Source organism: Pseudomonas sp. MF6747 (assembly GCF_963890955.1).
Classification (GTDB): Bacteria; Pseudomonadota; Gammaproteobacteria; order Pseudomonadales; family Pseudomonadaceae; genus Aquipseudomonas.
Genome location: NZ_CAWPSZ010000052.1, coordinates 130548 through 151611, shown reverse-complemented (window position 1 = coordinate 151611; position 21064 = coordinate 130548). Strand labels below are relative to the sequence as shown.

17 protein-coding genes and 1 riboswitch are annotated in these 21064 nt (G+C 61.4%); of the genes, 5 read left to right on the top strand and 12 right to left on the bottom strand.

The window, feature by feature from the left end; translation table 11 throughout:
- Window positions 1-7: 7 nt before the first annotated feature.
- Window positions 8-823 carry a rhodanese-like domain-containing protein gene (locus tag AACW30_RS29310; RefSeq protein ID WP_200624028.1) on the top strand — a complete coding sequence of 272 codons (816 nt, stop codon included), beginning with the start codon at window positions 8-10 and terminating at the stop codon, window positions 821-823.
- A gap of 16 nt (window positions 824-839) precedes the next feature.
- A complete protein-coding gene (gene asd / locus AACW30_RS29305) occupies window positions 840-1700 on the top strand; it encodes an archaetidylserine decarboxylase (RefSeq protein ID WP_106577614.1) in 861 nt (286 codons plus the stop codon).
- A gap of 61 nt (window positions 1701-1761) precedes the next feature.
- Here asd and serB read toward each other — a convergent pair whose 3' ends face one another.
- Window positions 1762-2976 (bottom strand): phosphoserine phosphatase SerB, encoded by a 1215-nt coding sequence (gene serB / locus AACW30_RS29300; protein WP_200624027.1) that lies wholly within the window; start codon window positions 2974-2976, stop codon window positions 1762-1764.
- Between the two features lie 134 nt (window positions 2977-3110).
- On the opposite strand from serB, the gene AACW30_RS29295 reads away from it, so the two are divergent.
- On the top strand, window positions 3111-4643 hold the full coding sequence (locus AACW30_RS29295) for an AhpA/YtjB family protein (protein WP_169368075.1): 1533 nt from the start codon (window positions 3111-3113) through the stop codon (window positions 4641-4643).
- 206 nt (window positions 4644-4849) lie between these two features.
- Here AACW30_RS29295 and AACW30_RS29290 read toward each other — a convergent pair whose 3' ends face one another.
- From AACW30_RS29290 to AACW30_RS29250, 9 genes are all read right to left on the bottom strand, one after another.
- Window positions 4850-5557 (bottom strand): PqiC family protein, encoded by a 708-nt coding sequence (locus AACW30_RS29290; RefSeq protein ID WP_164487902.1) that lies wholly within the window; start codon window positions 5555-5557, stop codon window positions 4850-4852.
- A 176-nt stretch (window positions 5558-5733) separates the two neighbouring features.
- Window positions 5734-7998, bottom strand: a complete 2265-nt coding sequence (gene parC / locus AACW30_RS29285) for a DNA topoisomerase IV subunit A (RefSeq protein ID WP_106577610.1) — start codon at window positions 7996-7998, stop codon at window positions 5734-5736.
- Window positions 7999-8008: 10 nt separating this feature from the next.
- Entirely contained in the window at window positions 8009-8530 is a 522-nt protein-coding gene (locus tag AACW30_RS29280; RefSeq protein ID WP_119737939.1) for a retropepsin-like aspartic protease family protein, read from the bottom strand.
- The gene (locus tag AACW30_RS29275) at window positions 8527-9522 is read right to left on the bottom strand and encodes an esterase-like activity of phytase family protein (protein WP_106577608.1); all 996 of its coding nucleotides are present in this window, start codon (window positions 9520-9522) and stop codon (window positions 8527-8529) included. Before AACW30_RS29275 ends, AACW30_RS29280 begins: the two co-directional genes overlap by 4 nt.
- On the bottom strand, window positions 9522-11426 hold the full coding sequence (gene parE / locus AACW30_RS29270; protein ID WP_106577607.1) for a DNA topoisomerase IV subunit B: 1905 nt from the start codon (window positions 11424-11426) through the stop codon (window positions 9522-9524). The genes AACW30_RS29275 and parE overlap by 1 nt, the downstream gene beginning before the upstream one ends.
- A 44-nt stretch (window positions 11427-11470) precedes the next feature.
- On the bottom strand, window positions 11471-12079 hold the full coding sequence (locus AACW30_RS29265; RefSeq protein WP_200624026.1) for a YqiA/YcfP family alpha/beta fold hydrolase: 609 nt from the start codon (window positions 12077-12079) through the stop codon (window positions 11471-11473).
- Between the two features lie 205 nt (window positions 12080-12284).
- Window positions 12285-13100, bottom strand: coding sequence for a 3',5'-cyclic-AMP phosphodiesterase (gene cpdA, locus AACW30_RS29260; RefSeq protein WP_200624025.1), 816 nt, complete (start codon window positions 13098-13100; stop codon window positions 12285-12287).
- An 85-nt stretch (window positions 13101-13185) separates the two neighbouring features.
- Entirely contained in the window at window positions 13186-13635 is a 450-nt protein-coding gene (locus tag AACW30_RS29255; protein ID WP_003209507.1) for a DUF1249 domain-containing protein, read from the bottom strand.
- Window positions 13626-14243: an NUDIX domain-containing protein gene (locus AACW30_RS29250; RefSeq protein ID WP_200624024.1), complete on the bottom strand. Its 618-nt coding sequence runs from the start codon at window positions 14241-14243 to the stop codon at window positions 13626-13628. Before AACW30_RS29250 ends, AACW30_RS29255 begins: the two co-directional genes overlap by 10 nt.
- A 195-nt stretch (window positions 14244-14438) precedes the next feature.
- Here AACW30_RS29250 and AACW30_RS29245 point away from each other — a divergent pair, with 195 nt between their 5' ends.
- Window positions 14439-15185, top strand: a complete 747-nt coding sequence (locus tag AACW30_RS29245; protein ID WP_106577603.1) for an RsiV family protein — start codon at window positions 14439-14441, stop codon at window positions 15183-15185.
- Here the strand turns inward: AACW30_RS29245 and cytX are convergent.
- Window positions 15154-16443, bottom strand: a complete 1290-nt coding sequence (gene cytX, locus AACW30_RS29240; RefSeq protein WP_169368071.1) for a putative hydroxymethylpyrimidine transporter CytX — start codon at window positions 16441-16443, stop codon at window positions 15154-15156. The two genes, AACW30_RS29245 and cytX, sit on opposite strands and share 32 nt — an antisense overlap.
- Window positions 16444-17208: 765 nt before the next feature.
- A complete protein-coding gene (gene thiC / locus AACW30_RS29235) occupies window positions 17209-19113 on the bottom strand; it encodes a phosphomethylpyrimidine synthase ThiC (protein ID WP_106577601.1) in 1905 nt (634 codons plus the stop codon).
- 146 nt (window positions 19114-19259) lie between these two features.
- Window positions 19260-19365, bottom strand: a riboswitch (TPP riboswitch).
- A gap of 197 nt (window positions 19366-19562) precedes the next feature.
- Here thiC and AACW30_RS29230 point away from each other — a divergent pair.
- Window positions 19563-21002 carry a TolC family outer membrane protein gene (locus AACW30_RS29230; protein WP_106577600.1) on the top strand — a complete coding sequence of 480 codons (1440 nt, stop codon included), beginning with the start codon at window positions 19563-19565 and terminating at the stop codon, window positions 21000-21002.
- Window positions 21003-21064: the final 62 nt, after the last annotated feature.

Here is a 21064-nt window from a genome sequence, read left to right as displayed (position 1 = left end):
ACCTCACATGCCTGACTTCTCTGGCTTGCCGCTGGTGATCGAGTCCAGCGACCTGCTCGGTCAACTGGATGCCGAACACCTGATTCTGGTGGACCTCACCAGTGCCGCCCGCTACGCCGAAGGGCATATCCCCGGCGCGCATTTCGTTGACCCCAAGCGCACCCAACTGGGCCAGGCGCCCGCACCGGGTTTGCTGCCGCACAAGGCCGACCTCGAAAAATTGTTCGGCGAACTGGGCCACACCCCGGATGCCACCTACGTGGTCTACGACGACGAAGGCGGCGGCTGGGCCGGGCGCTTCATCTGGTTGCTCGACGTGATCGGCCACCAGAAATACCACTACCTGGACGGCGGCCTGCTGGCATGGCTAGACGGTCAGCACCCGCTATCCACCGAGGTGCCCGCCCCTGTCGGCGGGCCGGTGAGCCTGACCTTGCACGACGGCCCTACCGCCACCCGCGAATACCTGCACAGCCGACTTGGCGCGGCCGACCTGGGTATCTGGGACGCACGCGGCCCCCTGGAATACTCCGGCGAGAAAGTGCTCGCAGCCAAGGGCGGACACATCCCCGGCGCGGTGAACTTCGAATGGACCGCCGGCATGGACAAGGCGCGCAGCCTGCGTATCCGCCGCGACATGCCGCAGATTCTGGAAGACCTCGGGTTGACCAAAGACAAAGAAATCATCACCCACTGCCAGACTCACCACCGCTCTGGCTTCACCTACCTGGTGGCCAAGGCGCTCGGTTATCCGCGAGTCAAAGGTTATGCCGGTTCCTGGGGCGAATGGGGCAACCACCCCGACACCCCCGTTGAGATTTAAGGTTTAAGGACAGTTAATGAAAAAGCAGTTGTTTATCCTCAGCCAGTACTTGCTGCCGCACCACTTGCTCTCGCGACTGGCCGGCTGCATCGCCGAGTGCCGCGTGCGCTGGTTCAAGAACGCCTTCACCGCCTGGTTCGCCAAGCGCTATCAGGTGGACATGTCCCAAGCCCTGGTTGAAGACTTGACCGCCTACGAGCATTTCAACGCCTTCTTCACCCGCGCCTTGAAAGACGGCGCGCGCCCGCTGGATCAAACCCCAGGCGCGGTACTCAGCCCGGCCGACGGCGCCGTCAGCCAGCTTGGCCCAATCGAACACGGCCGCGTGTTCCAGGCCAAGGGCCACAGCTTCAGCGTGCTGGAATTGCTGGGCGGCGATGCCGCATTGGCTGCACCGTTTATGGGCGGCGATTTCGCCACTATTTACCTGTCGCCCAAGGACTACCACCGCGTGCATATGCCGCTGGCCGGTACGCTTCGCGAGATGGTCTACGTGCCAGGTCGAATTTTCTCGGTCAACCAGACCACCGCCGAAAACGTGCCTGAGCTGTTTGCCCGTAACGAGCGTGTTGTCTGCCTGTTCGACACCGAACGCGGCCCGATGGCGGTGGTGTTGGTGGGTGCGATGATCGTCGCGTCGATTGAAACCGTATGGGCCGGGCTGGTGACGCCGCCAAAACGCGAGCTGAAAACCTTCCGCTACGACGAGGCTGCACGCGCACCGATTCACTTGGAGAAAGGCGCAGAACTGGGCCGTTTCAAGCTGGGTTCGACTGCAATTGTGCTGTTCGGGCCGGATCAGGTTAAGTGGGCCGAAGAACTGGTGGCGGGCACGCCGGTACAGATGGGCCAGGGCATCGCCGCTCCTAAAGCCTGACACCAAACCCAATGCGGGAGGGGGCTTGCCCCCTCCCACATTTTCAACTGCGTTTTGCCAGTTACAACTGACCGTCGCGGTCGCGCAAGCCCAGCAGGTACAACACGCCATCCAGCCCCAACGTCGAGATCGCCTGCTTGGCCGATTGCTTGACCAGTGGCTTGGCGCGGAACGCCACACCCAACCCGGCGATTGCCAGCATCGGCAAATCATTGGCGCCGTCACCGACCGCAATGGTCTGTTCCAGACGCAAACCTTCCTTATGCGCCAATTCCCTCAGCAAATCCGCTTTGCGCTGCGCGTCGACAATCGGCTCCACCGCCACGCCCGTCACCTTGCCATCCACCACTTCCAGCTCGTTGGCGAACACATAATCGATGCCCAGCTTGGCCTGCAGTTGCTTGGCGAAGTAGGTAAACCCGCCCGATAGAATCGCGGTCTTGTAGCCCAGGCGCTTGAGCTCGGCGAACAGGGTTTCGGCGCCTTCGGTCAGGCGCAACGAGGCGCCGATCGAGTCCAGCACGCTCACATCCAGGCCTTTGAGCAGCGCCAGGCGCTCCTTGAAGCTGGCACGGAAATCCAGCTCACCGGCCATGGCGCGCTCGGTAATTTCAGACACTTGCTCGCCCACACCGGCAGCCTTGGCCAGCTCGTCGATGACTTCGGCTTCAATCAGCGTGGAGTCCATGTCGAACACCGCCAAGCGGCGGTTGCGGCGGAACAGCGAGTCTTCCTGGAAGGCGATGTCGACATTCAGCTCCTGAGCCACGCTCAAGAACTCGGCGCGCAGGGCTTGCGGATCCGCCGGTTCGCCGCGCACGGAAAACTCGATACATCCCTTGCCCTTGTCGGCTGGCGTATCAAGCGGCATGCGACCCGACAAACGGTCGATATGATCAATATTCAAACCGTACTGGGCGGTAATCGAGCTGACGCGCTGCAATTGCTCGGCGGTGACTTTGCGAGTCAGCAGCGTGACGATGTGGCGTTTTTTGCCCTGGCCTTCCACCCAATGCTGGTAATCGGCTTCGGACACCGGCGTGAAACGCACCTGCTGATCGAGCTTATACGCCGTAAACAGGATGTCCTTGAGCACCGAAGAAGCCTGTTCGGTATTCGGGATTTCCACGAGGATGCCGAACGAGAGGGTGTCGTGGATCACCGCCTGGCCGATGTCGAGAATGTTCACACCACCCTGGGCCAGCACACCGGTAATGGCTGCGGTGAGACCCGGTCGGTCAACACCTGTGATGTTTATCAGGACAATTTCGCGCAAAGCGCACCCCCAGGCTGGAAAAAAACCGCATTCTACCCACTTTCAGTGACCATCGGGCACAGCCAGCGCTTTGCCGGTCCCAGGCCTGTCGCTATACTGCGCGTCAACTTCACGGACTAAAGAGCCGAGCTCAAGTGAACCGGCCTACGCCAGTAAAAACCGATAACTTCTTCCTGCTGATCTTCCGGGCACTGCGCCACCGCCGTGTACCGATCGCATTACGCATCGCCAGCCATAACGTGATCCTGGTCGCTCTGGCCCTGGTGATCTATGCCTGCGTGATGGGCTTGCAGTTCAAGCAGGCCATGCACGAGCAAGCCGACGCCCTGGGCGAGAGCCTGACCACTCAGACCGCCACGTCGGCGACTGAGCTGCTGGTGTCCAACGACATTCTCAGCCTCAACGTGCTGCTCAACAACCTGACCAAGAACCCGTTGGTGGCCCACGCCGCGATTTACAGCGTGGACAACCGGATCATGGCCGAAGCCGGGCAACGCCCGAAAAACGGCCTGCTGGGTGAAGCCGAAGGTTTGTATTCGAGCAACATCACGTTTCAGGATGTGAAGGCCGGCCAACTGCGCATCAGCCTGGACATGCAGCAATTCCAGCAGCCGATGACCATCAGCCTGCAAAGCATGGGCATCCTCAGCGCGATCCTGTTGGCATTGGCCCTGGCCTTGAGCTTGCGCCTGGGGCGGCATATCTCCACGCCGCTGATGCAGTTGCGCATCTGGCTGCGCGATATTGACGAGCACACCCCGGCCACTGATCGCCAGGATGAGATCGGCGACCTCGCCCGCCAGCTTCACGCCAGCTTCGCGCCCGAGCCGGTAGTGCCCGAGGTCGAGCCCGAACCCGAGTACGACGACACCGATTACGACGACGAACCCGAGTTTGAAGTGCGCGACCTGCGTGATCCAGGCTTTGACGAAAGTGCGCCGGTGGCAGGCCTCAAGCCCGCGCCCCGCCAGGTCATCAAGGCGGAGGAAGATGAACTGGATGACGAAGACCCGTTCTCCGACCTGCGCGATACCTCGGCCGCCACCCCAGCCGTCGTGCCTAAGCCTGCGCCGGTGAAGAACACCGAGCCCCAGCACAGCGCCGTATTGGCCGTGCAACTGGGCGCCCAGGACCAACTGCGCCGCCTGCCCCGCGCCCGCCTGACGGAATTGCTGGAACGCTACCGCGACTGCCTGGATCAGGCCGCCTCGCTGTATCAGAGCGAACTGCACACCCTGAACGACGGCAGCACGCTGATGCTGTTCCACAGCGAAGACAGCGGCGAAGATTACCTGACCAATGCTATTTGCTGCGGCGAGTTGTTGCGCGCCCTGGGCCATGCCCTGCAGATCGAAGTGGCCGACAGCGGCATCACCTTGCAACTGCAGCTTGGTTTGACCGTGGGCGATGATCTGTTTGGCATGAGCCAGATCGACCTGCTGCTGACTGAAATCGCCCAGGATGCGCTGGCCTTGTCGCAACACAGCCGCAACCTGCTGCTGGTGGAGCGCAAGATCAGCGAAGACGCGTTGATTCGCCAACGCGCGCGTATCCGCCCGATTGCCAGCCCTGAAGGCGCCAGCTGTGTGGAACGCTTGATGGAGCCGTATCCGTCGATGCTGGAGCGGCAGTTGGCGCGGATGCATGAGACCCGTACCAAGTCCTGAAGACACCGCCCAGCCCACTGAGAAGTGGGCTCGTGAGGGAGCGGGCTTGCTCGCGAAGGCGGCGTGTCAGTGGCCAGGCTTATCGACTGATCCAACGCATTCGCGGGCAAGCCCGCTCCCACATTAATCTGCAGCGCAACTCAAATCCCGGACAAACAAAAAAGGCCTGCTGAATAAGCGGGCCTTTTGTTTGTCTGCGATTCAGATCAGAACCTGAACACTTCCATGTCCGTACGAATCGGCGTAGCCATCGGCATCTTCGGCTTTTCCGGCGCTGCGGGCTTGGCCTGAGCCGGGGCTTGCTTGCGCGGTGCCTCGGCAACCGGCGGCTGGTTGGCCAATGGCTTGAGCGCCACCGACAACTGCTGCGCCAGATGCTGCAACAACACGCCCTGGGCCTGGACCTGGGACGCGGTGGTGCCGCTGTGTTCTTCCTGCAAATGCACGATGCGGTTATCGCGCACCTGGCCACGGCGGTCGATCAGACGCCACTGCGCGTCGAGGATGGCCGGCTGCGAGGCGCCCGAGTCAAGCCGCGTAATGGTCAGTAACACCTGCACATCCGGAGTAAAGCCGGTTGGCGCAGGCGCGAGCACCACACGCTGACTGTCCAGATGACCGGCCACTTGGCGCAACATCAACTGGTTGATGTCGGACGACAAACTGCCCGCCCAACGGCCGTCAGTGGAACCTTGCAGGCTGCCGTCGTTCTGACGTTGCAGCAGGGTTTCGCGTTGCAGGTAATCGGCAACGACTACCGGGCCAAGCAATACGGCCATGCCAGCGGTTTGCGCTGGCTGAGCTGGACTTCCGCTGTCCAGCTGGTACAGCGACACCGGCTGGTGCGTGCTGCAACCCGCCAGCCCCAAAAGGCCAGCGAGCATCAAAAATAAAGGAAGGCGTGGAGCAGTCATCATCCCATCCAGGTGGCTGCCACAAGGCGAACCACAATGTAATACTAAAAATAACCTAAACACGCTCGGCCACGCCGGCGCTGGAAAGGCCATATCATCCGTGAATATGCGCCATGACTCCAGCGCGAAAGCGTCGATCTACGCGTTAAATCGTAGATCGAGGGCTCTAATACGCCTTAAACCGGCGTTTCGACCAACAAAGCATCCACTCGCTGGAAGCCCCGCGGCAGTTTGTTACCGCGCCGCCCACGCTCACCCTTGTAATGTTCCAGGTCGTCAGCACGCAGCGACAGCGTGCGTTTGCCAGCCTGAAGTACCAGGGTTGAGCCTTCCGGGATCACCGCAATGTCGGTCACGTACTCTTCGCGACTGGCCACCCGCTCCCCTGGAATCCCAATAATCTTGTTGCCCTTGCCTTTACCCAGCTGCGGCAAGTCACTGATCTTGAACACCAGCAGACGCCCTTCGGTGGTCACCGACGCCAGCCAGTTGCTCTCGCGGTCTTCCACTGTGCGCGGCAGGATCACCTTGGCGTTGTTGGGCAAGCTCAGCAACGCCTTGCCCGCCTTGTTCTTGGCCTGCAGGTCTTCACCCTTGACCACAAAACCGTAACCCGCGTCGGACGCGATCACATACAGCGAATCATCATCGGGCAGCAGCACGCATTCGAAACTCGCCCCCGGTGGCGGTGTGAGTCGCCCGGTCAGCGGCTCGCCCTGGCCACGCGCTGAAGGCAACGTGTGCGCCGGCACCGAGTAACTGCGCCCGGTGGAATCGATAAACACTGCAAATTGGTTGGAACGCCCGGCAGCCGCGGTCTTGAAGCCATCACCGGCCTTGTACGAGAGGCCAGTAGCGTCAATATCATGCCCTTTGGCGGAGCGAACCCAACCCTTTTCCGACAGAACGACGGTAATTTTCTCGTTAGGCAACAGCTCGGTTTCTGTCAGAGCTTTCGCTTCTGCGCGCTCGACGATTGGCGAGCGACGGTCATCACCATAGGTTTCGGCATCTTTGATCAGTTCGCTGCGCACCAGCTTCTTGAGCTTGGCTTCGCTGCCCAGCAGCGCTTGCAGCTTGGCTTGTTCCTTGAGCAATGCATCCTGCTCGTCGCGCAACTTCATCTCTTCCAGGCGCGCCAACTGACGCAGGCGGGTGTCGAGAATGTAGTCGGCCTGGATCTCGCTCAGCTCGAAGCGCGCGATCAGCTCGGCTTTCGGGTGCTCGGCGGTACGAATGATGTGGATCACTTCGTCCAGGTTGAGATAAGCAATCAGCAAGCCGTCCAACAGGTGCAAGCGACGCTCGACCTTGTCGAGGCGAAATTGCAGGCGGCGGCGCACGGTTTGTATGCGGAACTCCAGCCACTCCACCAGCAAGTTGCGCAGGTTTTTCAGCTGCGGCTTGCCGTCCAGGCCGATGATGTTGACGTTGACCCGGTAGCTCGACTCCAAGTCGGTACTGGCAAACAGGTGCTGCATCAGCACCTCGTGGTCGACCCGGCTGTTGGTCGGGATGATCACGATGCGGCATGGGTTCTCGTGGTCGGACTCGTCACGCAGGTCAGCCACTTGCGGCAGTTTCGACGGTTTGGCCTGCATCAGCGCGGCGATCTGTTCCAGCACCTTGGCGCCGGACACCTGGTGCGGCAGCGCGGTGACAATAATGTCGCCGTCTTCGATGTGGTACACGGCGCGCATGCGCACCGAGCCCTTGCCGGTTTCGTACATTTTCAGCAGGTCGGCGCGCGGCGTGATGATTTCCGCTTCGGTCGGGTAGTCCGGGCCCTGGATATGTTCGCAGAGCTGCTCGACCGTGGCCTTGGGTTCATCCAGCAAGCGTACGCAAGCGGTGGCCACTTCGCGCAGGTTATGCGGCGGCACGTCGGTGGCCATGCCGACCGCGATGCCGGTGGTGCCATTGAGCAGGATATTCGGCAAACGTGCCGGCAACACCAAGGGTTCGTCCAGGGTGCCGTCGAAGTTCGGGCCCCAGTTCGCGGTACCCTGGCCCAACTCGCTGAGCAGCACTTCGGAGTAACGCGACAGGCGTGCCTCGGTGTATCGCATGGCGGCGAAGGACTTGGGATCATCCGGCGCACCCCAGTTACCCTGGCCGTCTACCAGCGTGTAGCGGTAGCTGAACGGCTGGGCCATCAGCACCATGGCTTCGTAGCACGCCGAGTCGCCGTGCGGGTGGAACTTGCCGAGCACGTCACCGACGGTACGCGCCGACTTCTTGTGCTTGGAATCAGCGTCCAGCCCCAACTCACTCATGGCGTAGATGATGCGCCGTTGTACCGGTTTCAGGCCGTCGCCGATATGCGGCAAGGCACGGTCCATGATCACGTACATGGAGTAGTTGAGGTAGGCATTTTCGGTGAAGTCAGCCAGCGACCGGCGTTCTACGCCATCTAAGCTGTCTGCGAGGATGTCACTCATGCGGGCCTCATCATTGTTTGGTCTGGCGCAGCAGCAATGTGCCGCTGCGCTGGGTAAATTCAAGTTGTTTCAATGCGCTCATGCCCAGCAGCACCTGTTCCCCGTCCAAGCCCGGCGCCACGATCGCGCGGACGTCCTGCAGGACGATATCGCCCAGCTTCAGGCGGTCAAGGTGGGTGCGGTAGCCCTGAACACGGCCGTTGGCGGTGCTCAAGGTCACCGGCAGGCCACGTTTAAGCCCGAGGCGGTCGGCTAATTCGGCCGGCACCGCCACATCGGTCGCGCCGGTATCGAGCATAAACTCCACCGGCTGACCATTGATCTGGCCACTGGCAACAAAATGCCCTTGGCCGTTGCCCAGCAATTTCACCTCGATGTACCCCTCGTGTTGCTGCGAGGTCACCACCGCATTGGGATTTTCCTGACGTGCTTCCCACTGCCCAAAAAACCGTGTGGCCAAAAACAGCCCGGCGCCCCATGCCACAAACATCAGCACACGTCCGGCGCGCTTGCCAGGCGGCTGCCCGCTCATGGCTGGGCGCTCCAGCCGCCGGCAGGCGCGGCGAAACGATAGACCACAGGGCGTTTTTCACCATCGGCACGCGGGCCAAAATTGTTGTCGATCCCCAGCCAGGCGCCGTCTGCATCCACCACCAGGGCTTCGGCCAGACCGTAGGGCTGGGCATAGCGCCGTTTCGGCATCAGGGTTTCGTCGGCAAACGACCAGCACAGCTCGACTTTGGCGGTGACCGCATCGCGCCGGCAAATCTGAAACGCATTGCGCTCCAGGGTAAACAGCTTGCCGTCAAACAGCGCCAGGTCGGCAAAATCCTTGGACACAGCCTTGGCGTTGGTGAACTGCGCCGGTTGCACTTCCTGGCCAGCCTCGCTCAACAACACACAGGGACCGTCACAGTCCCATACGCTCTGCCCGCGCTTGATCGAGATTAAGCCACGCCGCTCACGCTCGGCCGCCAGCCAAATCTGATTACCAGCAGGATTCACCGCCAGGCCTTCGAACAAAGCGTTGAAGTGCAGCAACATGCCACTGGCGCGGGCTTCACGCACCATGCCAGGGGCGATTTTCAACCATTCAGGGGCGCCCGCCATCGGCACTTGCAGCACCGCAGCGTGGGCTTCGCTGACAATGTAGCGGTTGCCGGCGGCATCGCAGGTAATGCCTTCAAAATCCAGGTCGCCACCGCGGATGAACGACGCCGCCTTGGTGCGCGAGCGCAACCCCCAGGGCAACCCGGACTCGGGCACCGGCGGCACGTCAATTTTCACGGTTTCGGCCTGCCAGGTCGGCGCACTGATGTCGAGCCGGTAAATCTGGTCGTCATCGCGATCGGACACCGTCCACAGCTCCTGGCCACATACCGCCAGGCCCGAGAGGTTACCGCCGCGCATGCCGTCCACCGGATGCTCGGATATCAGCTTTAGCTCAGCCACGGGCTCGGCGACCACTTGGGCCGCCGCCAACCCGCTCAACATCAGGATCGCCAGGGCGAAACCTGTGCGCATCAGCCCAGAACCTCGGCCAGGTTGCCTTTGGACTCCAGCCAGGCCTTGCGATCCGGTGCACGTTTTTTCGCCAGCAACATGTCCATCATTTCCGAGGTGCCGGCGAAGTCTTCCAGGGTCAACTGCACCAGGCGCCGCGTGTTCGGGTCCATGGTGGTTTCGCGCAGCTGCGGTGGGTTCATCTCACCCAGGCCTTTGAATCGCGTGACCTGTGGCTTGCCGCGTTTCTTCTCGGCGACCAGGCGGTCGAGGATGCCATCGCGCTCGGCTTCGTCGAGCGCGTAGAAAATCTCTTTGCCCAAATCGATACGGTACAGCGGCGGCATGGCAACGTAGACGTGACCGGCATCCACCAATGGGCGGAAGTGCTGGACGAACAGCGCGCACAGCAGCGTGGCGATGTGCAAACCGTCGGAGTCGGCGTCGGCGAGGATACAGATCTTGCCGTAGCGCAGCTGGCTCATGTCTGCCGCGCCCGGGTCGACGCCGATGGCTACGGCGATGTTGTGCACCTCTTGGCTGGCGAGGACTTCGCTGCCATCGACTTCCCAGGTGTTGAGGATCTTGCCGCGCAACGGCAGGATCGCCTGGAACTCCTTGTCTCGCGCTTGCTTGGCAGAACCGCCGGCGGAGTCACCTTCGACCAGAAACAGCTCGGAACGCATCGGGTCTTGCCCGGCGCAATCGGCCAGCTTGCCCGGCAGTGCCGGCCCTTGGGTAATGCGCTTGCGCTCGACCTTTTTGCTGGCCTTCAAACGGCGGCCGGCGTTATTGATCGCCAACTCCGCCAGGGCCAGGCCCAGCTCCGGGTGCTCGTTGAGCCACAGGCTGAACGCATCTTTGACCACGCCGGAGACAAACGCCGCCGCTTCACGCGACGACAGGCGTTCCTTGGTCTGACCGGAGAATTGCGGCTCCTGCATCTTCATCGACAGCACGAACGCGATGCGCTCCCACACGTCTTCCGGCGCCAGCTTCACGCCACGTGGCAACAGGCTGCGGTATTCGCAGAATTCGCGCATGGCGTCCAGCAAACCCTGGCGCAAACCGTTGACGTGGGTGCCGCCCTGGGCGGTGGGGATCAGGTTGACGTAGCTTTCCTGCACGCTGTCGCCGCCTTCAGGCAACCACAGCAGCGCCCAGTCAACGGCTTCTTTATTACCGGCCAGGCTGCCGCAGAACGGCTCGTTGGGCAGGCGTTCGAAGTCGCTGACAGAGTCTTCGAGGTAGGAACGCAGGCCGTCTTCGTAATGCCACTCGACCTTCTCGCCGGTGCCTTTGTCTTCAAAGCTGACCAGCAAACCCGGGCACAGAACGGCCTTGGCCTTGAGCACATGCTTGAGGCGGCTGATGGAGAATTTGGGTGAATCGAAGTATTTCGGGTCCGGCGCGAAGTACACGCTGGTGCCGGTGTTGCGCTTGCCAACGCTGCCGATCACTTCCAGGTCGGTGGCTTTGTAGCCATCGGCGAAGGTCATCTGGTACTCGTTACCGTCGCGCTTGACCTTGACCCTGACCTGCGTGGACAGGGCGTTGACCACGGAAATACCCACACCGTGCAAGCCACCGGAAAACTGGTAGTTCTTGTTGGAGAACTTGCCGCCGGCGTGCAGCTTGGTGAGGATCAGCTCGACGCCCGACACCCCCTCTTCGGGGTGGATGTCCACCGGCATGCCGCGACCATCGTCGGACACTTCCAGGGAATGGTCGGCGTGCAAGATGACTTGTACCGACTTGGCATGCCCCGCCAAGGCTTCGTCGACGCTGTTGTCGATGACTTCCTGGGCAAGGTGGTTCGGCCGGCTGGTGTCGGTGTACATGCCTGGGCGTTTACGCACCGGGTCGAGGCCCGAGAGGACTTCGATGGCGTCGGCGTTATAAGAGCTAGCGCTGGGAGTGGCCATGGGGTCTCGTCGTGAGTCGTTCGATTAAAAAGTAACCTGCGGCTTTACAGGGCTGCAAAGTCGAAGGATTGATACTGATCTGCACCAATGCCGGCAAAGCTCAACATCGCCGGCAGTTGCTGGGCGAACCCTTGGTAGCCATGGTCGCCACCGGCCTGGATGCGCAAGGCACAGGCCCGGTAATACTGTTGGGCGAGGCGATAATCCAGGGTTTCATCCCCGGTCTGCAACCACACCTGATAACGCGCGGCGTCCTGCGGGGCTGGCACTTCCAGTTCGGCCAGGGCCGAGACGTGGTCGTGGGTCAGCTCCCAGGTTTCATCGGTGTAGAGGTTCTTCTGGGTCCCCAGGTAACCGTCAAACATCCGATGCGGGCTGACCGCCGGGTTGACCAGCAGCGCCTTGAGGCCATGGCGTTCGGCAAGATGGGTTGCATAGTAGCCGCCGAGTGAGCTGCCGACCAGCAGCGGCCGACCCAGCTGCGCAATCGCTTCTTCCAATTGAACAATTGCCTTGCGCGGGTGGTGATGCAGGGCCGGCACGCGCAATTGGTCGGCCAGGCCGAGGCTGTCCATCACGGTCATCAACTGACTGGCCTTGTTGGAGGCCGGCGCACTGTTGAAACCGTGGATATACAAGATCGAAGCAGACATGCCGGGCTCTCCGTGCGTCAGCCAAAGAGGCGCAGTTTACAGGGATCGGGGTGGTGTGTGAGTACCCTGTCGTCCAGCTACCGCACAACCCATGTGGGAGCGGGCTTGCTCGCGAATACGGCGCGTCAGTCAGTACAGCTGGCGACTGATACACCGCCTTCGCGAGCAAGCCCGCTCCCACATTTTTGATCAGTGTTTGCAGCGGTTAGTAGCCGTTGCTGCCGTAATCGATGGTAAACGCGAAACCTTCGACCCGCTCTACGCCGGTCTCCAACCGCCCGTCGGCGTGCAGGCGCAGCCAGCGGTAACCCGGCGCTTGCTCGCTGACCTTGAAGTCTTCGCTACCCGGCGCGAACTGAATGCAGGTAGACGGCGACGCCAGCAAGCGCACGCCGTTGCGATCGCGGTCGATTTCCTGATGCACATGGCCCCAGAGCAGCGCCTTGACCTGCGGAAAGCGGTCGAGCACCGCAAACAAAGCCTCCGGGTTGCGCAGGCCGATGGGCTCCATCCACGCACAGCCAATGGGCACCGGATGATGGTGAAAACACACCAGATGATGACGGGAAGGCGCCACGCTCAAGGCCTGGGCAAGCAATTGCAGTTGCTGATCTTGCAAGTAACCGGGCACCGAGCCTGGAACAGCCGAATCCAGCAAGGTGACGCGCCAGTTGCCGATGTCGACGACCGGCTCCAGCAAATCACTGTGTTCGGCGGCGTGGGCCATGATCTGCGGCTCGTCGTGATTGCCGGGAATCCAGCGCGCCGGAGCGTCGATCTGTCGGGTCAGGTCGCGAAACTGTTGATAGGACTCAAGCGTGCCGTCCTGGGACAGGTCGCCGGTGGCCAGCAGCAAATCGATCTGCGGCTGTTGCGAGCGCACCAACCCGATCACTCGCTGCAGGCTTTCGCGGGTGTTCATGCCCAGCAGCGCGCCGTCGGCCTCGGCATACAGGTGGCTGTCGGACAGCTGCACCAGCAGCGCTGGCGCGTCAGGGTTCACGGTGGATACGCTCGGCAAGGCGCTCTCCCAAGGCAATCACAGAAAAGGACATATGGGCGATTATGCTAGGGCAGGACGCAAAGAGGAAAGACGCAGTTCACATCTACCGCACGACTTCAAACTCATGGCCCAGGGCCAGGCAGTGGCTCAGCCATTCACCGAGGAACACATTGAGCTGTGCTTTCTCATCGGGTTGGTGCATGAACACGTTCGGGTAAGGATAGATGCTGCGAAAGCGTCGTGCATGTTCGGCGCTGATCACTTCGGCCATGCGCGCATCGTGGTAGACCTGCACCTCCAACTGCGGCACCGGCAGCCACGGCAGGCTGTGCTCCTGGCGCACGCGCAGGGTGGTGGTGTACGGGCAGTTGACGATGACTTCAAGGGTCAGCACGCCAAGCATCTGGTCGCCGTGGGTCACGGCAATACGCCGTGCCTCGGGGGTGTGGCGCATGTCGGGCAGCAAGCGCATCAGCCGCGCATAGTTGGCCTCGCAGGCGGCTTGCAACCCGATCAAGTCAACGCGATATCGTTCCCGTGCCTTTACTGCCATAACCCCCTCACTTCCGCGCGATTAAGCGCAAGCCATTGCAGGGCGATAATGCTGGCTGCGTTGGAAATTTTGCCGTCACGCACCGCTTGCAAGGCATCTTCAAAGGCCCAGGTGGTGACGCGGATATCTTCTGCCTCTTCTTCCAGTCCATGGACGCCACCGGCCCCGGCGCTGTCGCAACGGCCCAGGTACAAGTGGACAAATTCGGTACTGCCACCGGGCGATGGGAAATACTGGGTGATTGGCCACAGCGCAGAGAATGTCAGCCCAGCTTCCTCCTCGGCTTCTCGGTGTGCAACCTCCTCCGGCGCTTCATCCTTGTCGATCAGGCCGGCAACCATTTCTATCAGCCACGGGTTGTCGGTACGGCCCATGGCGCCCACGCGGAATTGCTCGATCAGCACCACTTCATCGCGCTGCGGGTCATAAGGCAACACGCACACCGCGTCGTGCCGAACAAAGACTTCACGGTTGATCACCCGGCTCATGCCGCCGTCGAATTTCTCGTGGCGCAGCTGCACGCGATCAAGCTTGTAGAAGCCCTTGTAGGCATTGTCGCGCTGAACAATCTCGATTTTGTTCGGCGTCGATTTGGCAATGTCCGTCATATTCTTCCTCGTTTACGCGGGTGCAATTCGCGCCATCCTAACGCGCCCTTGCCACTTGATGCAGCCCCTTTCCAGTTGCCGGGATAGACGGCGGAGGTCAAACTCACTCTAATCAGCTTAGTGGCGAACTGACGGCTCTGTTCGCAGTCGAAGCGCTACTCTTTTTCGCTTTCCATCGATTTCCGAAGGACGCACATGTCGCTTTTAAAAATCGCCTCCGTGGCTTGTATTGCCTTGACCCTGGGTGCCTGCCAGAGCCTGTTCCAGCCCAGCTACCTGAAGCCGCTGGACACCAAATCGGACGCCTCCGAACAGATCAAACCCGGCTGCGGCAGCCCTGACTGCCCGCTGGTGAACATTGATACCGTGCACTTCCCCAGCGAGCCGCAGCTCGACACGATTGTGGAGCAACGCCTGCTGCAAATGACCCGCACCACGCCCGGCGCCAGCGTGCCGCCGACGCTGAATGCCTACCGGGACAAGTTCCTGCGCGAATCGCCGGACCGTAACAGCATGTACTTGCAGGCCAAGGTACGTGACCAGCATGACGGACTGGTGATCATTGAAGTTTCGAGCTACCTGGACACCGGAGCCGCCCACGGTGAGCCCGGCCGTGGTTTCATCAACTATTCACGCCTGCAGCACAAAGAGCTGAGCCTGACCGACATGCTGCTGCCGGGCCAGGAACAGGCGTTCTGGAACACCGCGAAAGTCGCCCACAACAGCTGGCTGATCAATTCGCAGATGGACCGCGACCCGGAGTTCGTCAAGAACTGGCCGTTCCAGAAAACCCCGAACGTGGCCTTGACCAGCGACGGTGTGGTGCTCAAGTACAACGTGGCCACCATCGGCCCTTACGCATTGGGGCTGATCGAAATGACCATCCCCTATGCGCGTCTGACGGGCGTGCTCAAGCCTGAACTGATGCCCGCGCGCCACTGAAGACCCGGCCCAATATCAACTGCAACAGCCCTGCCAGCACCAGTGCCGGCAGGGTCGCGCCGATATCCGGATACAGGTTGGCCAGCACGTGATACGTGGCAATGCCACCCAGCCAGGCCACCAGCGCCGCCCAGTGCAGGTTGCCAACTGAACCCTGGCCACGGCGACGCAGGATAAAGTGATCCACCAGCACCACGCCGAACAGCGGCGCGAACACCGAGCCGATCAGCAACAGGAAGTTCTGGTATTGCGCCAACGGCGCGAAGCAGGCGATCAGCGTGCAGATAACGCCGATGGCCAACGCCAGGTGTTCGACCTTCCAACGCAGCAAAATCCCGCTGGAGACTGCCGCCGAGTGAATATCGGCAAAGGCGTTTTCCGACTCGTCCAACAGGATCAGCAACAGCGGAATGCCCAGACCTGCACCGGCCAGCGCCAGCAACAGCGCATTCACCTCACCACTGGGCGCAAACGCCAGGGTATAGGCCACCCCCAAACTCATCAGCCAGAAATTGCCGATAAAAAAGCCCAGCGCCGTGCCGCCGAATACATTTTTTGCGCGTTTGCCGAAGCGCGAGTAATCGGCAATCAACGGCAGCCACGACAGCGGCATGGCGATGGCGATATCGAAACCCACCGCGAACGGCATCGAGCCGTCACCGGGTGTTGCCCACAACGCGGCGAGGTCGGCCTTGGCGAACAGGTTCCAGGTCAGCCACAGGCAGGCGGCCAGCAGCAGCCAGATGCCCCACTTGCGCAGGATCTGGCGCACAAAAGTCAGCGGGCCACTGACGGCCAGTAACGTCGCCAAACCACCGAAAAACAGCGTCCACAGCAAAGGACTCGCCAGCAGGCTACCCTCGCTGAATGCTCGCGTGCCCAGCAAACTGGCGGCATCGCGCATCACGATGATTTCGAATGAGCCCCAGCCGACCAGCTGCAGCAGGTTCAGCAATGCCGGCAGGCTGGCGCCCTTGGCGCCGAGACTGAGTTTGAGCGCGGCCATGGCGGACAGGCCAGTGTCGCTGCCGATCACGCCGACGGCGGCCAGCAACAGCACGCCCACCAGCGTGCCGAGAAAAATCGCCAACAGCGAACCGGACAAGCCCAGGCCCGGAGCGAGCAACGCGCCGGTTTGCAGGACCATCAGGCCGATGCCGAGGGAAAACCACAGGGAAAACAGGTCGCGGGCGCCGAAGACGCGTTTGTCGCTCGGCACCGCGATATCAGGGGAGTAGGTACTCGGTTGAATGCTCAAGGGTGTTATCTCTGAGGGACATGTGTTGTTTGAGAGATTGCATTCGCGGGCAAGCCCGCTCCCACATTCGACCGCATTCCAAAGGTGGAACCCGATCAATGTGGGAGCCGGGCTTGCCCGCGAAGAGGCCCTTACAGGCGCCCGCAACCCCGGATCAGACCTTTCTTGTACAGCTGACTGCCTCCCACATTCGACCGCATTCCAAAGGTGGAACCCGGTCAAATGTGGGAGCGGGCTTGCCCGCGAAGAGGCCCATACAGGCGCCCGCAACCCCGGATCAGACCTTTTTGTACAGCTGACCGCCTCCCACATCCGACCGCACTCCAAAGGTGGAACCCGATCAATGTGGGAGCGGGCTTGCCCGCGAAGAGGCCCTTACAGGCGCCCGCAACCCCGGATCAGACCTTTTTGTACAACTGACTCCCTCCCACATTCGACCGCACTCCAAAGGTGGAACCCGATCAATGTGGGAGCCGGGCTTGCCCGCGAAGAGGCCCTTACAGGCGCCCGCAATCCCGGATCAGACCTTGTTGTACAGCTGACTACCTCCCACATTCGACTGCATTCCAAAGGTGAAACCCGATCAATGTGGGAGCGGGCTTGCCCGCGAAGAGGCCCTTACAGGCGCCCGCAATCCCGGATCAGACCTTTTTTGTACAGCTGACTGCCTCCCACATCCGACCGCATTCCAAAGGCGGAACCCGATCAAATGTGGGAGCCGGGCTTGCCCGCGATGACGGCAGTGCAGGCACCACCGTCTCTGGATCAGACCTTTTTGTACAGCTGACTGCCTTCCTGCTTGAACCGCTCCGCCTGCTCGGCCAAGCCCTTGGCCACGTCCACATCCACCGCTTCAATGCGCTGGTTGGCGGCGTACTCACGCACTTCCTGGGTGATCTTCATCGAGCAGAATTTCGGCCCGCACATCGAGCAGAAGTGCGCGACCTTGGCCGAGTCTTTCGGCAAGGTTTCGTCGTGATACGAGCGCGCGGTGTCCGGGTCCAGGCCGAGGTTGAACTGGTCTTCCCAGCGGAACTCGAACCGCGCCTTGCTCAAGGCGTTATCGCGGATCTGCGCCCCCGGATGGCCCTTGGCCAAATCCGCAGCATGCGCCGCGATCTTGTAGGTGATGATCCCGGTCTTCACGTCATCCTTGTTCGGCAGGCCCAAGTGTTCCTTGGGCGTGACATAGCAAAGCATCGCGCAACCGAACCAGCCGATCATCGCCGCGCCGATGCCCGAGGTGATGTGGTCGTAGCCTGGTGCAATGTCTGTAGTCAGCGGGCCGAGGGTGTAGAACGGCGCCTCGTCGCAGCACTCGAGCTGCTTGTCCATGTTCTCTTTGATCAGTTGCATCGGCACGTGGCCGGGGCCTTCGATCATGGTTTGCACGTCGTGCTTCCAGGCGATCTTGGTCAGTTCGCCCAATGTCTCCAGCTCACCGAATTGCGCAGCGTCGTTGGCGTCGGCAATCGAGCCAGGACGCAGGCCGTCGCCAAGGGAGAAGCTGACGTCATAGGCCTTCATGATTTCGCAGATTTCGTCGAAATGCGTGTAGGTGAAGTTCTCTTTGTGGTGCGCCAGGCACCACTTGGCCATGATCGAACCGCCACGCGAGACGATGCCGGTGACGCGCTTGGCCGTCAGCGGTACGTAGCGCAGCAGCACGCCGGCGTGGATGGTGAAGTAGTCGACGCCCTGCTCGGCCTGTTCGATCAGGGTGTCGCGGAACAGCTCCCAGGTCAGGTCTTCAGCGGCGCCGCCGACTTTTTCCAGGGCCTGGTAGATCGGCACGGTACCGATCGGCACCGGCGAGTTGCGGATGATCCATTCGCGGGTTTCGTGGATGTGTTTGCCGGTGGACAAGTCCATGACGGTGTCCGAACCCCAGCGAATGCCCCAGGTCAGTTTCGCCACTTCTTCTTCGATGGACGAACCCAAGGCGCTGTTGCCGATATTGCCGTTGATCTTCACCAGGAAGTTACGGCCGATGATCATCGGTTCCAGTTCGGTGTGGTTGATGTTGGCCGGGATGATCGCGCGGCCACGGGCGATTTCTTCGCGCACAAATTCGGGGGTGATGATTTTCGGCACGCTGGCGCCGAAGCTGTGGCCGGCGTGTTGCTGATCGAGCAGGCCGCTGGCGCGGGCTTCTTCAAGCTTCATGTTTTCGCGGATGGCGACGTATTCCATCTCGGCGGTGATGATGCCTTTGCGCGCGTAGTGCATCTGCGTGACGTTGGCGCCGGCCTTCGCGCGGCGCGGGTTCTTCACGTGGGCAAAACGCAACGCGGTGAGTTCGGCGTCGCTCAGGCGCTGTTGGCCGAAGTGCGAGCTCAAGCCCGACAGGCGCTCGGTGTCGCCACGCGACTCGATCCACGGCGAGCGCACATCGCCCAGGCCTTTGCGCACGTCGATGATCACATTCGGGTCGGTGTACGGGCCGGAGGTGTCGTAGACCACCACGGGCGCGTTGATTTCGCCGCCGAAGTCGGTGGGGGTCACGTCCAGGCTGACCTCGCGCATCGGCACACGAATGTCCGGACGCGTGCCTTGCACGTAGATTTTTTGCGAGCGGGTAAACGGCTGCACGGAGCCGGAGTCGACCTTGGCCGATTCACTCAAGTGCACGGTGTTTTTCAGTTTTGTACTTTTTATATCTGTGCTCATCACGGGCTCTCCAACTATCCAGGCGGTGGATTTTTGTCGGAGCGAACCTGTGACGGATGGACGCACTGAAACCAGTGCTGTGCAAGGCACGAGGGCTGTTCGATTGTCGAACAACATCCCGGACGAAGCACAAGAGGACTCGCCGGGTGACGAGAAATCTTGTTCCCTACGCAGGCGCTAACCTGATCAGGTTCAACGGGATCCGGTATTTACCGATCTCAGCCTTCCAACAAGGCACCCCGACAAGAACGCGGCCAGTCTAGACCATGCCGTGGGCAAATTGCCAATGGCGGTGCATTCAGCGTGATGAATGGCGTGATTGCGGGATTGTTGCGCCGAGTCAGCAACACTACACTCGGGTGCCGCCACAATGGCTTGACGCCAGAAATGGTCAGCCTTAGCCTTGGGCGCTAAATTATCGCCGTAATATTCACACTAGGGATCGCCTCATGCTGCGCAAACTCTCACTGGCTCTTGCCGTGTCTTGTGCGACCAATGGAATGGTCTGGGCAGCTGAAGCGCCCTTGTCCGCCAAAACCGATTTGGTCAGCGTCTACCAGGAAGCGGTGAACAACAACGCCGACCTGGCCGCCGCCCGCGCCCAATACGGCGCGCAGAAAGAAGTGGTGCCCCAGGCCCGTGCCGGCTTGCTGCCGAACCTGTCGGCCGGTGCCGACAGCAATAACGTGCGCACCCAGATCGACCAGCCGGCGGCCACCGCCAACCGTGATGCGCACTCCTGGCGCGCAACCTTGAGCCAGCCGCTGTTCCGTGCCGACCGCTGGTTCCAGCTGCAAGCCGCCGAAGCCGTCAACGAGCAGGCCTCGCTGCAGCTCTCGGCCACCGAACAGAACCTGATCCTGCAAAGCGCCGAGAATTACTTCGCCGTGCTGCGCGCCCAGGACAACCTGGCGTCGACCAAGGCTGAAGAAAATGCCTTCAAGCGCCAGCTCGATCAGTCCAACGAACGCTTTGACGTGGGCCTGTCGGACAAGACCGACGTGCTGCAATCCCAGGCCAGCTACGACACCGCCCGCGCCAACCGCATCGTCGCCCAGCGCCAGGTGGACGACGCGTTTGAAGCGCTGATCACCCTGACCAACCGCGAGTACAACGCGATCCAGGGCATCGTGCACACGCTGCCGGTGCTGCCACCGGCGCCGAATGACGCCAAGGCCTGGGTCGAAACGGCCGGCCGCCAGAACCTCAACCTGCTGGCCAGCAACTACGCGGTCACCGCCGCCGAAGAAACCCTGCGCCAGCGCAAGGCCGGCCACTTGCCGACCCTCGACGCCGTGGCGCAATACGAAAAGGGTGACAACGACGCGCTGGGTTTCAGCAACCCGAATCAACTGCCCATCCCTTACGGCGGTGATGTGTCGCAACGCACCATCGGCCTGCGCCTGAACATCCCGATCTACAGCGGCGGCCTCACCAGCTCGCAAGTGCGCGAATCCTATTCACGCCTCGACCAAAGCGAGCAACAACGCGAAGGCCTGCGCCGCCAAGTGGTGGAAAACACCCGCAACCTGCACCGCGCGGTGAACACCGACGTGGAACAGGTGCAGGCACGCCGCCAGTCGATCATCTCCAACCAGAGCGCGGTGGAAGCCACGGAAATCGGGTATCAGGTGGGCACGCGCAACATCGTCGACGTGCTGGATGCACAGCGCCAGCTCTACTCGTCCGTGCGCAACTACAACAACAGCCGCTACGACTACATCCTCGACAACCTGCGCTTGAAGCAGGCGGCGGGCACGCTCAGCCCCGGCGATTTGCAGGACCTGACGCGCTACCTCAAGGCTGACTACAACCCGGACAAGGACTTCCTGCCACCGGACCTGGCCAAGGCCGCTGCCGAACAGCTCAAGGCTCGCCCCGGTTACTGAGCACAGCACAAAACCAATGTGGGCGCTGGCTTGCCTGCGATAGCATCACCTCGGTCTACCTG

What these genes read in the sequence shown, in the direction of transcription:
- AACW30_RS29310 (WP_200624028.1), top strand. Translation starts at nt 8, where the DNA reads ATGCCTGACTTCTCTGGCTTGCCGCTGGTGATCGAGTCCAGCGACCTG.
- asd (WP_106577614.1), top strand. Translation starts at nt 840, where the DNA reads ATGAAAAAGCAGTTGTTTATCCTCAGCCAGTACTTGCTGCCGCACCAC.
- AACW30_RS29290 (WP_164487902.1), bottom strand. Translation starts at nt 5,557, where the DNA reads ATGACTGCTCCACGCCTTCCTTTATTTTTGATGCTCGCTGGCCTTTTG.
- parC (WP_106577610.1), bottom strand. Translation starts at nt 7,998, where the DNA reads ATGAGTGACATCCTCGCAGACAGCTTAGATGGCGTAGAACGCCGGTCG.
- AACW30_RS29280 (WP_119737939.1), bottom strand. Translation starts at nt 8,530, where the DNA reads ATGAGCGGGCAGCCGCCTGGCAAGCGCGCCGGACGTGTGCTGATGTTT.
- AACW30_RS29275 (WP_106577608.1), bottom strand. Translation starts at nt 9,522, where the DNA reads ATGCGCACAGGTTTCGCCCTGGCGATCCTGATGTTGAGCGGGTTGGCG.
- parE (WP_106577607.1), bottom strand. Translation starts at nt 11,426, where the DNA reads ATGGCCACTCCCAGCGCTAGCTCTTATAACGCCGACGCCATCGAAGTC.
- AACW30_RS29265 (WP_200624026.1), bottom strand. Translation starts at nt 12,079, where the DNA reads ATGTCTGCTTCGATCTTGTATATCCACGGTTTCAACAGTGCGCCGGCC.
- AACW30_RS29255 (WP_003209507.1), bottom strand. Translation starts at nt 13,635, where the DNA reads ATGGCAGTAAAGGCACGGGAACGATATCGCGTTGACTTGATCGGGTTG.
- AACW30_RS29250 (WP_200624024.1), bottom strand. Translation starts at nt 14,243, where the DNA reads ATGACGGACATTGCCAAATCGACGCCGAACAAAATCGAGATTGTTCAG.
- AACW30_RS29245 (WP_106577603.1), top strand. Translation starts at nt 14,439, where the DNA reads ATGTCGCTTTTAAAAATCGCCTCCGTGGCTTGTATTGCCTTGACCCTG.
- thiC (WP_106577601.1), bottom strand. Translation starts at nt 19,113, where the DNA reads ATGAGCACAGATATAAAAAGTACAAAACTGAAAAACACCGTGCACTTG.
- AACW30_RS29230 (WP_106577600.1), top strand. Translation starts at nt 19,563, where the DNA reads ATGCTGCGCAAACTCTCACTGGCTCTTGCCGTGTCTTGTGCGACCAAT.